Here is a 13,389-nt window from a genome sequence, read left to right as displayed (position 1 = left end):
GTTCTCGCCACGCATCCTCGCGTGCGAGTCGCACACGGCCGGGCTCCAAGGAGACATCATGGGTGTAGCCGGCAAACACTTCCCACCGCACGTCAAGACGAATTCCGGCGAGGCAGCGCCCTCGGTGCCCGATTCGGATGAACGGCTGCGCAAGGAATCCAGGTTCGGCCATGTGCTGAACCGCCCCGAGTTCGCCGCGATTTCCGGCGCGGTACTGGTGTTTCTCGTTTTCGCGCTGACGGCCGGCAACTCCGGCATGTTCAATCTCGACGGCGTGATGAACTGGTCGCAGGTCTCGGCGTATCTCGGCATTCTCGCCGTGGGCGCCTGCCTGCTGATGATCGCCGGCGAGTTCGATCTGTCCATCGGCTCGATGATCGGTTTCGCGGGCATGATGGTCGCGATCCCCTCGGTGTATTTTCACTGGCCGATTTCGCTCGCGATCCTCTTCGCGTTCGCCGGCTCCATGCTGCTAGGCGCGCTGAACGGCTATCTGGTGATGCGAACGCGCCTGCCTTCGTTCATCGTCACGCTCGCGTTTCTGTTCATCTTGCGCGGCCTCACGCTCGCGCTCTCGATCATGTTCGCGGACCGCACGATCGTCTCCGGCGTCGGCGACCTCGCTCAGCAGGACTGGCTCGCGGATACGCTGTTTCACGGCGTCGCGCTGAACGGTCTGTTCACGATGCTCGCCCGCCATGGCATCGGCACCATGCTCGATAACGGGCACGCGCTCGTGCCGGGCATTCCCAAGGTGATTCTGTGGTGGCTCGGACTCGCCGCAGTCTGCGCGTTCGTGCTGGCAAAAACGCGGGCGGGCAACTGGATTCTCGCCGTCGGTGGTGACGCCAACGCGGCCAAGAACGTCGGCGTGCCGGTGCGTCGCGTGAAGATTTCGCTGTTCGTGCTGACTGCGTTCTGCTCGTGCCTCTTCGCGGTGCTGCAAGTGTGCGACATCGGCTCAGCCGCGGCCGATCGCGGTTTGCAGAAGGAATTCGAAGCGATCATCGCCGCGGTGATCGGCGGCACCTTGCTGACGGGTGGCTACGGCTCGGTGGTCGGCGCGTGTTTCGGCGCGTTGATCTTCGGTGTCGTGCAGATCGGCATTACCTACACCAACGTCAGTTCCGACTGGTTCCGCGTGTTCCTCGGCGTGATGCTGCTGATCGCCGTGCTGTTCAATCACTATGTGCGCCGCCGCGTCGCGCAATCGTAACGAGGAGACGACCATGTCCGATACGAATACCGCAGCGAATGGCGTCGACGGCTCGAACACCAACGCGAGCGCCCCGCAGGAAGACGTGATCCTCGCTCTCGAGAACGTCAACAAATACTTCGGCAAGGTAATCGCATTGAGCGGCGTGACCTTGCGCCTGAAACGCGGCGAAGTGCATTGCCTGCTCGGCGACAACGGCGCAGGCAAATCGACGCTGATCAAGACCCTCGCAGGCGTGCATCAGCCCTCTTCCGGCCAGTATCTGGTGGATGGCAAACCGGTGCTGTTCGAATCGCCGAAAGACGCGCTCGATCTCGGCATCGCCACCGTGTATCAGGATCTCGCGCTGGTGCCGCTGCTCTCGGTGGCGCGCAACTTCTTCATGGGACGCGAGCCGCAGAAGAAACTGTTCGGTTTCCTGAGCGTGATGGACCTCGAAACCAGCGCCACCACCGCGCGCGACAAGCTCGCCGAAATGGGCATCAACGTGCGCGACGCGCATCAGCCGATCGGCACCATGTCCGGCGGCGAGAAGCAATGTCTGGCGATTGCGCGGGCGATTCACTTCGGCGCGCGCGTGCTGATTCTCGACGAGCCGACCGCCGCGCTCGGCGTAAAGCAAAGTTTCAATGTACTGAAGCTGATTCACAAGGCGCGCGCCAAGGGCATCTCGGTGATCTTCATCACGCACAACGTGCACCACGCGTATCCGATCGGCGATTCGTTCACGGTGCTCAATCGCGGCAAATCGCTCGGCACGTTCACCAAGGAAACCATCAGCAAGGACGAGGTGCTCGACATGATGGCCGGCGGCGCCGAGATGCAGAAGATGATCGGCGAACTCGAAGGCGCGACGATCTGATTCATTCGCGCGACGGTTTTGGCGCAGCCGCGCCGGCCGCCGCGCCCAGCTATTCAGGAAACTTCATGAATCACTCCAGCACATCCAGCGGGACCCCGTCCGCTTCGGCGCCGGCGAGCGGCAGCCGTTTCGCGCCGGGCCGCAGCCGCGACATCGTCTGCCTCGGCCGCCTCGCCGTCGATCTGTACGCGCAGCAAGTCGGCGCGCGGCTCGAAGACGTGTCGAGCTTCGCGAAGTATCTCGGCGGGTCGTCGGCGAATATCGCGTTCGGCTGTGCGCGGCTCGGCCTCGCGTCGTCGATGCTGGCGCGCGTCGGCAACGATCATATGGGCCGCTTTCTCACCGAGACGCTCACCAGAGAAGGCTGCGACGTCAGCCACGTGCGCATCGATCAGGAGCGTCTGACCGCGCTCGTGCTGCTCGGCCTGAAAGACCGCGATACTTTCCCGCTGATCTTCTATCGCGAGAACTGCGCCGACATGGCGGTCGATGAAGCGGATTTCGACGAGGCCTTCATTGCGTCGTCGAAAGCGCTGCTGATCACCGGCACGCACTTTTCCACCGAACAGGTGAACCGTACGAGCCGCCGTGCGCTGGATTACGCGCGCCGCAACCAGGTGCGCACGGTGCTCGATATCGACTATCGCCCGGTGTTGTGGGGTCTTACCGGCAAAGCGGACGGCGAAACGCGCTTCGTCGCGAGCGAAGGCGTCACCGCGCATTTGCAGCGCATTCTGCCGCTGATCGATCTGGTGATCGGCACCGAAGAGGAATTCCGCATTGCCGGCGGCAAGACCGAACTGGTCGACGCGCTCGCGATGGTGCGCGCCGTTACACCGGCCACGCTGGTGCTCAAGCGCGGACCGCTCGGCTGCCAGATCATCGACGGCCAGGTCCCCGCCTCGCTCGACGACGTGCCGATTCACGGCGGCGTGGAAGTCGAAGTGCTGAACGTGCTCGGCGCAGGCGACGCGTTCGCCTCGGGCTTTCTCTCCGGCTGGCTGCGCGATCAGCCGCTCGAAGCGTGCGCGCGCGCCGCGAACGCGAGCGGCGCGCTGGTCGTCTCACGGCACGGCTGCGCGCCGGCCATGCCGACGCCCGCCGAACTCGACTACTTCCTGCGCGAAGCGAAAGCCGATCCGCAGCGCATGCGCCGCCCCGATCGCGACGCGACGCTCGCACGGCTGCATCGTGTCTCGCCGGCCCGCAAACAATGGGACGAAGTACTCGGCTTCGCGTTCGACCATCGCAACCAGTTCTTCGAACTCGCGCAGCAAACCGGCGCCGACGAAGCGCGCATTGCGCGCCTGAAGGGCCTGTTCGTCGAAGCCGTCGCGCAGACTGAAAGCGCGTTGGGTTTGCAGAACCGCATCGGCGTGCTGATCGACGACCGTTACGGACAGGACGCGCTGAACGCGGCCACTGGGCGCGGCTGGTGGATCGGCCGGCCAGTGGAACTGCCGGGCTCGGTGCCGCTCGTGTTCGATCATGGCCGTTCGATCGGGACCACGCTGATCCCGTGGCCGCAGGAGCATATCGTCAAGTGCCTCGTGCAGTTCCATCCCGACGAACCCATCGAGCAGCGTCTCGAACAGGAAGCGCAACTGCGCGCGCTCTATGACGCGACGCAAGCAAGCGGCCACGAATTGCTGCTCGAAGTGATCCCGCCGAAACACGCGCATCTGCCGCAAGCGCCGGACACGGTGTATCGCGCGTTGAAGCGCCTGTACAACATCGGCATCTATCCCGAGTGGTGGAAGCTCGAACCGATGGACGCCGCGCAATGGCGCAACGTCGACGCGCTGATCGCCGAGCGCGATCCGTATTGCCGGGGCGTGGTGCTGCTCGGTTTGTCGGCGGCCGTCGAGCAACTGGACGAAGGCTTCCGCGCGGCGGCGCAATCGGCGACGTGCCGCGGCTTCACGGTCGGGCGCACGATCTTCCACGAACCGAGCCATGCGTGGCTCGCCGGAGAAATCGGCGACGACGAACTGATCGCGCGCGTGCGCCGCACCTTCGAAACGCTGATCGCTTCGTGGCGCGCAACACGTGGCGCGAGTGCCGCGCAGGCCAGCGCGCCGAACGATGTCCATCAGGAGCAAGCCGCATGAATCAGCGCGTATTGCATCACGACGCGGCGTCCGCCAACGACGCCAGCCACGCTCGCGCCGGCTCGGACGGCACGGTGCGCCTGACGACCGCACAGGCGCTGGTCCGCTATCTTGCCGCGCAACGCGTCGCGACCGAGGACGGCCAAGGCACCGAGCCGCTATTCGGCGGCGTGTTCGCCATCTTCGGTCACGGCAACGTGGCGGGGATCGGCGAGGCGCTGTATCAGCACCGCGACGAACTGCCGACGCTGCGCGCCCACAACGAACAGGCAATGGCGCATAGCGCGATCGCCTATGCGAAGGCGCATTTCCGCCGCCGCATGATGGCCGTCACGACGTCGATCGGACCGGGCGCCACCAACCTCCTAACCGCGGCGGCGCTCGCCCACGTGAACCGTTTGCCGGTGCTGCTGCTGCCCGGCGACATCTTCGTCTCGCGCGCACCGGACCCGGTGTTGCAGCAGGTCGAAGACTTCCACGACGGCGGCGTGTCCGCCAACGACGCGTTCAAGCCGGTGTCGCGCTACTTCGACCGCATCGTGCATCCGGCGCAGTTGCTGAACGCGCTGCCGCGCGCCGTGCGTGTGCTGACCGACGCCGCCCTGTGCGGACCCGTCACGCTCGCGTTGCCGCAAGACGTGCAGGCGCAGGCGTGGGATTTCCCCGTCGATTTCTTCAAGCCGCGCGTCGTCACGTTTTATTCGCCCGCGCCGCGCGTCGATGAAATCGAGGCCGCGGTTGCGCGTCTGCGGCATGCGAAGCGGCCGTTGATCGTCGCGGGCGGGGGTGTGCTATACGGCCGCGCCACCGATGCGCTGCACCGTTTCTCGACTACGCACGGTATTCCGGTCGCGGAAACGCAGGCCGGCAAAGGCGCGCTTGCCTGGAACGATCCGCTGAACGCGGGTGCGCTCGGCGTGACCGGCTCGCCCGCCGCGAACGCGCTCGCGCACGACGCAGATTGCGTGCTCGCCATCGGCACCCGCTTGCAGGACTTCACCACCGGCTCGAACACCTTGTTCACGCAGGCCGATGTGATCGCGATCAACGCCAATGCGTTCGATGGCCTCAAGCATCGCGCGCAGGTAGTCGAAGCCGACGCGCGTCTCGCGCTCGACGCGCTCGCCGAACCGCTGCAAGGCTGGCATGCGGACCGCACATGGACCGCGCGCGCGCACAAACTCGCGGCGAGCTGGCGCGATACGGTGAGCACGCTCACGCATGCGCCGCAGCGCGACACCGTGCTGCCCTACGAGGGCGATGTGATCGGCGCCGTGCAACGTTCGAGCGCCAGTTCGCCCGCGAACGATATCGTCGTCTGCGCGGCCGGCACGCTGCCCGCCGAATTGCACAAGCTGTGGCGCGCCGGCAAGCCGGGCGCGTATCACGTCGAGTACGGCTATTCGTGCATGGGCTACGAGATTGCCGGCGGACTCGGCGTAAAGCTCGCCCGGCCCGCGCGTGAAGTGATCGTGATGGTCGGCGACGGCAGTTACCTGATGATGAACAGCGAGATCGCCACCTCGGTGATGATCGGCGCGAAGCTGATCGTCGTCGTGCTCGACAATCGCGGCTATGGCTGCATCAACCGCTTACAGCAGGCCTGTGGCGGTGCGCCCTTCAACAACCTGCTCGAAAATTGCGTGCAAGGACCGCTCGGCGCACCGAAGATCGATTTCGCCGCGCATGCGCGTGCTCTCGGCGCGCAGGCCGAACACGCGGCGAATATCGCCGAATTCGAAGCCGCAATGGAACGCGCCCGCGCGGCGGATCGTACGTATGTCATCAGCATCGACACCGATCCGGCCCGCACCACCGACGACGGCGGCTGGTGGTGGGAAGTGGCGGTGCCGGAAGTGTCGGCACGCCCCGCTGTGCGCGACGCGCGTGCGAAATACGAAACGCAACTCGCGGCCCGCGCGGAGCCGTCGAGTTCCGCGCAAAACACCGGCCCCACCGACAACGAATGAGGACGCCCGCATGACTGCTTTCGACGTACGTATCGGCATCAATCCGCTCTCGTGGATGAACGACGATCTGCCTTCGCTCGGCGGCGAAACGCCACTCGAGGTGGCGCTGACGGAAGGCCGCGCAATCGGCTATCAAGGCTTCGAACTCGGCAACAAGTTTCCGCGCGAACCCCAGGCATTGAAGACGCTGCTCGCGCAATACGATCTCGCGCTGGTCTCCGGCTGGTATTCCGGACGCCTCGCGCGACGCAGCGTGGAAGAGGAAATCGCCTGCGTCGGTCCGCATCTCGAGCTCCTCGCGCAAAACGGCGCGACGGCGATGGTGTATGGCGAGGTCGCCGATTCGATTCAGGGCGCGTCGCAGCCGCTTTATCAACGTCCGCGTTTTTTCAGCGACGCACAATGGGCCGAGTACGCGGCGCGCGTCGACGAATTCGCGCGTTATACGTTAAGCCGTGGCGTGCGGCTCGCCTATCATCATCACATGGGCGCTTATGTCGAGACGCCAGCCGATGTCGATCAACTGATGTCGCGCACCAGCGACGCCGTCGGCCTGCTGTTCGACGCGGGACATATCACGTTTGCCGGCGGCGATCCATTGGCCGTGCTCGACAAACATATCGGGCGCGTCTGCCACGTGCATTGCAAGGACGTGCGCCCCGCCGTGATGAGGCTCGCGCGCAACCGAAACTGGAGTTTTCTCGACGCGGTCATCGCCGGCGCCTTCACGGTGCCGGGCGACGGCGCGGTGAATTTCCCCGCGATCATCGAGCGCTTGAAGCGGCACGGTTATTGCGGCTGGCTGGTGGTGGAAGCGGAACAGGATCCGGTCGTGGCGCCGTCGTTCGAATATGCGCAGAAAGGCTTCAGGACATTACGCACGCTGGTCGATGCGCCGCTGGGCGCCGCCGGCGGCTCTGAGCAGGAGGCAGCATGAGTTTATTGGTAAAGGCGCAGCGCGAAGGCCAGACGATCGCGCGAGTGACACCCGCGTCGGCGTGCTGGCGGTACGTCGGTTTTGCCGCTTACCGGCTGGGTGAGAACGAGGTCGTGCACGTGTTCGAACCGTCGCGTGAAGTGTGCATCGTCGTGCTCACGGGTGCGGTGGATATCGAAACCGCGGACACTAAATGGAGTTCGCTGGGTTCGCGTGACAGCGTGTTCGAGGACGCCGCACCATACGCGGTGTATTTGCCGCCGAACGTGCGGGTGACGGTTCGCGCTTGCCGCGACGCCGAAATCGGCGTGGCGAGTGCACCGGCCAAAGGCGAATTCCCGGCGAGGTTGATCGAGCCTGGTTCGATGAAGCGCTCGACCCGCGGCAAAGGACTGAATACGCGGTACGTCTGCGATATTCTTCCTCAGACCGAGCCTGCGGAGTCACTGTTGGTGGTGGAAGTCAGGACGCCTGGTGGACACGCTTCGAGCTACCCGCCGCACAAGCACGACACCGACAATGTCCCGCACGAGAGTTCGCTTGAAGAGACTTACTATCACCGGCTCGATCCACCGCAAGGGTTTGCGTTTCAGCGCGTGTACACCGATATGCGCGACATCGACGAATCGATGGCCGTCGAGAATCACGACGTGGTCATGGTGCCGCGCGGCTATCATCCCGTGATCGTGCCGTACGGGTATGACTCGTATTATCTGAACGTGATGGCGGGCGGGCAACGAGTCTGGCATTTCCGCAATGATCCGGCGCACGAGTGGATCATCAATAAGGACGCTTGATCTTGCAGCCTGCGCGGCGCTTTCCAAAAGCACCGCGCAGGCTACTGTCTAACGGCCAGATCGACCTCGAGGCCGCCGTCCTCGCCCATCTTCACCGTTCCCTTCGCCACGTCCTTGCGATAGCCGTACAGATCGAACTTCATCACGCCGGGGTTCGAACTGTCCCTGATGAACGTGCGCATATTCGTCGCCAGCGAGTTGAACATCTTCACGTCGCCGGACTCGATCCAGCCGAAGCTCTTCGCTGCGGCAAGTGAGTGGAAAGCCGCGTGCACGGGGCGTGAGCGGCGTGTCGACAAATGAGATTCAAACGCCATGATTGGCGCGATCTGGGCACAGAGCGCGGGGCACGCGACTCTGCCGACGCGTGAGGGATTTACCTCGACAGCAAATCGATTACCAAGCCGCCACGTCGCACCTCAATAGAGCACCGCGCGTAGGCTCAACCGACGCCGAGCCATTCACGCATCACGTCGGTCCGCTGCAAGAACGACGCGAGCGCACCGTCGAACACGATTTCGCCGTGCCCCATCACCGCGACGCGGCTGGCGATGTCCTGCGCGATCACCAGACGCTGCTCGATCAGCAGCATCGCCACGCCGCGATCGCGCAGCGTCCGCAAGCATCGGGCGACCTGCTCCATCACCAGACTCGCGAGACCCTCGCCGGGTTCGTCGATGACGAGCAGATCGGGGTCGCCGAGCAGCGCGCGGGCAAGCGTCAACATCTGCTGCTCGCCGCCCGACAGCGCACCCGCGCGCGTGCGCTTCCGTTCGCTCAGCACGGGGAAAAGCGCGTATGCATCGTCGATGGTGAAGCGCGGCGCGCGGCCGCGATCCTGTGGCGCGACACCGAGTTGCAGATTCTCGTGCACGCTCAGCGTCGGAAAAACGTCGCGATGCTCGGGCACATAGCCGAGGCCGAGGCGCGCGATCTCGAAGGTGCGCAGGCCACCGAGCGCGTGTCCCGCGAACCGCAACTCGCCTTCGCTCCGTACGAGACCCATGATCGCGCGCGCGAGCGTCGAGCGGCCCGAACCGTTACGGCCGACCAGTGCCAGCACTTCGCCCGCCTGGATGCTGAGCGTGACGCCGTGCAGCGCCTGGCTCGCGCCGTACCACGCGTTCAGCGCGCGAATGTCCAGCAGGGCGCTCATGAGCCGAACCCTTCGCCGAGATACGCGGCGCGCACCGCTGCGTCCGCGCGAATCGCCGCCGGCGTGCCGCTCGCGATGATGCGTCCTTGCACGAGCACCGAAATGCGATCGGCGATCGCGAAGACCGCGTCCATGTCGTGCTCGACCATTAGCAGCGTGCGGCCCGCCGTGGTCTCGCGAATCAGTTCGATGGCGCGCGCCGCTTCCGCGCGATTCATGCCGGCGGTAGGCTCGTCGAGCAGCAAGGTATGCGCGCCGCCCGCGAGCGCGATGCCGAGATCGAGCGCGCGCTGCTCGGCATAGCTGAGCGTGCCGGCCTGAACGTGGCGGCGTTCGCTCAAGCCCATCGCGTCGAGCACTTGTGAGGCGCGCGCGTCGACCGTGCGCGAGCCGCTGAAACGCTGCCACCAGCGCGTGCGGTCACGCTCGGCCAGCATCGCCGCACAGCGGAGGTTGTCGAACACGGGGAGGCGCGTGAACACGCTGGTGCTCTGGAAGCTGCGCGCGAGGCCGCGACGCGTGATCGCTGCCGGCGCGAGGCGCGTGATCTCCGCGCCGAACAGATCGATGCGCCCCGCGTTCGGCCGCGCGCCGCCAGCGATCAGATTGAAGAGCGTCGATTTGCCCGCGCCGTTCGGACCGATCAGCGCGTGACGCTCGCCGGGTTGAATCGCAAGATCGACGCCGCGCAGAATCTGCGTGGCGCCGAAGCGTTTTTCGATGCCGTAGAGCGCGAGCGCGGGGATCATCGCGAGGCTCCGGCGGTATGCGTGGCGTTCGAGCGCATGGCTGCAAGAAGCGTTTGCGCGCGAATCGCGTAATGCGCGAAGAGTCCTCCCAACGCGGTCAACCCAAAGATTGTGGAGCCGAAGTAAAGCGGAGACGCGTTGATCCATGAGGGCACGCCGGGCACGTTGAAGACCGCGCCGTCGTCCGCGCCGAATTGCGCCGCGTAGGCCCATTGCACGGCGAGCACAGCGGCCACAGTCCACAACAATGCGGCAGCCATGCCCCACACGTACGCCGCGCGGCACCGGCGCCAGCCGTGCGCGGCCACACGCGCCGTAAAACGCCCCATGAAGCCCGCCAATCCATCTGGCGAAATCACCACGACCACGATGAAGAACAGCCCCAGATAGAACAGCCAGGCCCGCGTCACGCTCGCCACCGCGACACTGAAAAACGTCAGAACGACCGCGCCCGCGACCGGCCCGAAGAACGCCGCCGTCCCGCCAATCACCGTGGCGATCAACACCGCGCCCGAGCGCATCATGCCGACGCTCTCCGTCGACACCAGTTCCACATTGATCAGCGCCAACGTCCCCGCGATACCCGCGAAAAACGCCGACATCACCACTACGCCATAGCGAATGCGACGCGGATAGCAGCCGATCGCCGCAGCCCGCACCGGGTTGTCGCGCACGGCGTTGGCAAGGCGCATGAATGGCGTACGCGAAAGCGCGAACATCGCCGCGCACGCGAGCAGGCACCACACGGCGATCAGCGCATAAGCCTCGCGCGCCGGGCCGAAGGTCCAGCTTCCCAGCAACGGTCCGTTCGCGCGATCGATCGCCACGCCTGCCTCGCCGCCGAACCAGTCCGGCAGCGTCCACGCGGCGGCCGCCACGAGTTCGCCGAGACCGAGCGTAATCATCGCGAAGGCCGTGCCGGCGCGCCGCGTCGAGATGAAACCGAACAGCACGCCGCACAGCGCGCCGCCGATCCCGCCGACCAGCGGCAGCAGCACGAGCGGCACGCCGATCCGGTTAAACACCTGCGCGGCCAGCAGCGCGCCGAGGCCGGAGTAAGCGGCATGGCCGAACGACAGCAGTCCCGTCTCGCCGAGCAGCAGGTTGTATGAAAGGGCGAACACGATCATCGTCGCGGTCTGCGCGAGGTAGGCGAGCAACCAGCTTTGCGGCCAGATGAACGGCGGCACCGCGAGCAACAGAATGAGCGCAAGCCACGGCGCAAGCATGCGCCACAGCGCGCGCGGCGCGGTCACGGACGGCGCTGGCGATTCGTCGGCCTCACGCATGGTCGTCGCGCCGCCCGAAAAGCCCGCGCGGGCGCAGCGCCAGCATCGCCACCAGCAGCAGATACGGAATCAGCGGCGCGAGTTGCGCGAGCGTCAACGCGTCCCATTCGACGGGGAGCGTGGCGTCGAATATCGACAGCACGTCGCCCAGCGACACGCTGCTCGCCACGGCCAGCGTCTGCACGCAACCGACCAGCAGCGACGCCACGAGCGCTCCGCTCAGCGAACCCAGTCCGCCGATCACGACCACCACGAACACGATCGAGCCGAGCGACTCCGCCATCCCCGGTTCGATCACGAAGAGCGGCGCGCCGATCACGCCGGCCAGCGCGGCGAGCGCCGTGCCCGCCGCGAATACGCCGGTGAACACGCGCGGCACGTTGTGGCCGAGCGCCTCGACGGCGCTCGCGTGCGTCAGCGCGGCGCGCACGATCAGGCCCGCCTTCGACACGCGCAACACCGCGAACAGCACGCCCAGCATGGCGAGCGACACGGCCATCATGAACGCGCGGTAGCGTGCGAACGCCGCGCCGTAGACGGTGAAGAGCGGCCCGTCGAGCACGGCGGGCACGGTCGCGGACAGCGGGTTCAAGCCCCACCCGAGCTTGACCAGTTCGCCGAGCAGATACGCGGCGCCGAACGTCAGCAGCAACTCGGCAAGATGGCCGTGCCCACGCACGCGCCGCAACAGCCACCGCTCCAGGGCCGCACCGATCAGTCCGACGACAAGCGGCGCCACGACCAGCGCGCTCCAGAACCCCGCGCGCGCCGCCACCGAAAACCCGACGTAAGCGCCGAGCATGTAGAAGCTCGCGTGCGCGAAATTCAGCACCCCGAGCATGCTGAAAATCAGCGTCAAGCCCGCCGACAGCATGAACAGCAGCAGGCCGTAACTGATGCCGTTCAGCAGGTTGATGACGAACGACTGCACGCGCCTAGTCCGGCTGTTCTGCGACGCTCAACGGTTCGAGCGCCGCGCGCAATTCGGCGGGCAGATTCACCGGGCGCCTTGTGACACGATTCACATACACATGCACGAAGTGTCCTTGCGCGGCGGGTTGATCCTCGCCTTCCTTGAAGAGACCGACCTGATAGCGCACGCTCGACGTGCCGAGCCGTATGACGCGCAGACCCGCGTCGATCCGGTCGGGAAACACCAGCGGCGCGAAGTAGTTGCATTGCGTCTCGACCACGAGACCGATCGTCTCGCCCTGCTCGAAATCGAGCACGCCGGTGCGGATCAGATACTCGTTCACCACGGTGTCGAAGTAGCTGTAGTAGACGACGTTGTTCACGTGACCGTAGACGTCGTTGTCCATCCAGCGGGTGGGGATCGTCAGGAAATGCGGGTAGGCGCTGCGCAAGGCGGATGCGGGTTTGTTCATGCTGGTGTGGTTGTCTCGGGTGTGGTTGTCTCGGGTGTGGTTGTCTCGGGTGTGGTTGTCTCGGGTGTGGTTGTCTCGGGTGTGGTTGTCTCGGGCGTGGTTGTCTCGGGCGTGGTTGTCTCAGGCGTTATCGTGAACGTTGGGTGGCCGGTTGTTTTGGTCAATGCCACTTGGTCAGCATGCGGCACGAGCGCCTTTGCTACTGGCGCACGGTCGGACAGGAAATATAAGCCATGCCGCGCTCCTCGCTGAGCGTGGGTTCATCGCACCGCTCATCGACGTGTTTGTCGGCTGGCTCACTGCCCCGGTCTTTCGACGAACTCGAACGGCAGGCCGCGCCGCCGCATCCATTCGCCGAGCGCCTGGCCGGTGCCCGCGCGCCATGGGCGCAACCTGGCCGGCTCGACCAGCCGGTACTCCAGCAATTCCGGCGACAACGCAATGGTTCCGTAAGCCTTCACGTGATACGCAATGATCAGTTCGTTCTTGCGAATGAATTCGTACACGCCGATCAACTCGACCGTCTCCGCGTGCAACGAGGTTTCCTCGAGCACCTCGCGGGCGATGCCCTCTTCCGGCGTCTCGCCGTTTTCGAGGAAGCCCGTGATCAGCGCGAACATGCCCTCGGCCCAGGCGGCATTGCGCGCCAGCAGAATCTTGCCTTCGTACTCGACGATCGCCGCCACCACCGGCAGCGGGTTGTTCCAGTGGACGTAGCCGCACGCCGGATCGGGACAGGTCTGGCGGATGCGGCCGCCTTCGTGTTCGGCGTCGGCGCGCTGGGTCAAAGGCGTGGCGCAACGTGGGCAAAATCGGTATTCGGTCATGGCGAAGGGGACGTTCCGTTTGTCTTGTGTGGTGGCTTGCAGCTTATGGGTGTGACGCTTGGTTTGCGGTGCCGTTTTAGTCGGCGCGCC

The 13,389-nt window shown here is 65.4% G+C and carries 12 protein-coding genes and 1 pseudogene; 6 read left to right on the top strand and 7 right to left on the bottom strand.

Annotation, left to right across the window (positions count from 1 at the left end):
* Window positions 1-58 precede the first annotated feature (58 nt).
* The 6 genes from B0G74_RS03490 (at window position 59) to iolB (ending at window position 7,893) form a co-directional block, all read left to right on the top strand.
* Complete coding sequence (locus tag B0G74_RS03490) at window positions 59-1,216, top strand: ABC transporter permease (RefSeq protein WP_132373666.1); 1,158 nt, start codon at window positions 59-61, stop codon at window positions 1,214-1,216.
* 13 nt (window positions 1,217-1,229) lie between these two features.
* Entirely contained in the window at window positions 1,230-2,078 is an 849-nt protein-coding gene (locus B0G74_RS03485) for an ATP-binding cassette domain-containing protein (protein WP_243658100.1), read from the top strand.
* A gap of 65 nt (window positions 2,079-2,143) precedes the next feature.
* Complete coding sequence (iolC, locus tag B0G74_RS03480; RefSeq protein WP_132373665.1) at window positions 2,144-4,189, top strand: 5-dehydro-2-deoxygluconokinase; 2,046 nt, start codon at window positions 2,144-2,146, stop codon at window positions 4,187-4,189.
* On the top strand, window positions 4,186-6,159 hold the full coding sequence (iolD, locus tag B0G74_RS03475; RefSeq protein ID WP_132373664.1) for a 3D-(3,5/4)-trihydroxycyclohexane-1,2-dione acylhydrolase (decyclizing): 1,974 nt from the start codon (window positions 4,186-4,188) through the stop codon (window positions 6,157-6,159). The genes iolC and iolD overlap by 4 nt, the downstream gene beginning before the upstream one ends.
* A gap of 10 nt (window positions 6,160-6,169) precedes the next feature.
* The gene (gene iolE, locus B0G74_RS03470; RefSeq protein ID WP_132373663.1) at window positions 6,170-7,096 is read left to right on the top strand and encodes a myo-inosose-2 dehydratase; all 927 of its coding nucleotides are present in this window, start codon (window positions 6,170-6,172) and stop codon (window positions 7,094-7,096) included.
* Window positions 7,093-7,893: a 5-deoxy-glucuronate isomerase gene (gene iolB, locus B0G74_RS03465; RefSeq protein ID WP_132373662.1), complete on the top strand. Its 801-nt coding sequence runs from the start codon at window positions 7,093-7,095 to the stop codon at window positions 7,891-7,893. The genes iolE and iolB overlap by 4 nt, the downstream gene beginning before the upstream one ends.
* Window positions 7,894-7,934: 41 nt before the next feature.
* Here the strand turns inward: iolB and B0G74_RS03460 are convergent.
* The 7 genes and pseudogenes from B0G74_RS03460 to B0G74_RS03430 form a co-directional block, all read right to left on the bottom strand.
* Window positions 7,935-8,141, bottom strand: a pseudogene (locus tag B0G74_RS03460) (hypothetical protein); the annotation flags it as partial.
* A gap of 194 nt (window positions 8,142-8,335) precedes the next feature.
* Window positions 8,336-9,049: an ABC transporter ATP-binding protein gene (locus tag B0G74_RS03455; RefSeq protein WP_132373661.1), complete on the bottom strand. Its 714-nt coding sequence runs from the start codon at window positions 9,047-9,049 to the stop codon at window positions 8,336-8,338.
* Window positions 9,046-9,798 (bottom strand): ABC transporter ATP-binding protein, encoded by a 753-nt coding sequence (locus B0G74_RS03450; protein ID WP_132373660.1) that lies wholly within the window; start codon window positions 9,796-9,798, stop codon window positions 9,046-9,048. Before B0G74_RS03450 ends, B0G74_RS03455 begins: the two co-directional genes overlap by 4 nt.
* Window positions 9,795-11,027 (bottom strand): branched-chain amino acid ABC transporter permease, encoded by a 1,233-nt coding sequence (locus tag B0G74_RS03445; protein ID WP_132376828.1) that lies wholly within the window; start codon window positions 11,025-11,027, stop codon window positions 9,795-9,797. Before B0G74_RS03445 ends, B0G74_RS03450 begins: the two co-directional genes overlap by 4 nt.
* A 52-nt stretch (window positions 11,028-11,079) precedes the next feature.
* Window positions 11,080-12,018 carry a branched-chain amino acid ABC transporter permease gene (locus tag B0G74_RS03440; RefSeq protein WP_132373659.1) on the bottom strand — a complete coding sequence of 313 codons (939 nt, stop codon included), beginning with the start codon at window positions 12,016-12,018 and terminating at the stop codon, window positions 11,080-11,082.
* A gap of 4 nt (window positions 12,019-12,022) precedes the next feature.
* Entirely contained in the window at window positions 12,023-12,472 is a 450-nt protein-coding gene (locus B0G74_RS03435; RefSeq protein ID WP_132373658.1) for a thioesterase family protein, read from the bottom strand.
* Window positions 12,473-12,768: 296 nt separating this feature from the next.
* Entirely contained in the window at window positions 12,769-13,299 is a 531-nt protein-coding gene (locus B0G74_RS03430) for an NUDIX domain-containing protein (RefSeq protein ID WP_132373657.1), read from the bottom strand.
* Window positions 13,300-13,389 lie beyond the last annotated feature (90 nt).

This window comes from Paraburkholderia sp. BL9I2N2 (genome assembly GCF_004339745.1).
In the GTDB taxonomy this organism is placed as follows: Bacteria; Pseudomonadota; Gammaproteobacteria; order Burkholderiales; family Burkholderiaceae; genus Paraburkholderia.
This window is presented reverse-complemented; position numbering and strand designations above follow the sequence as displayed.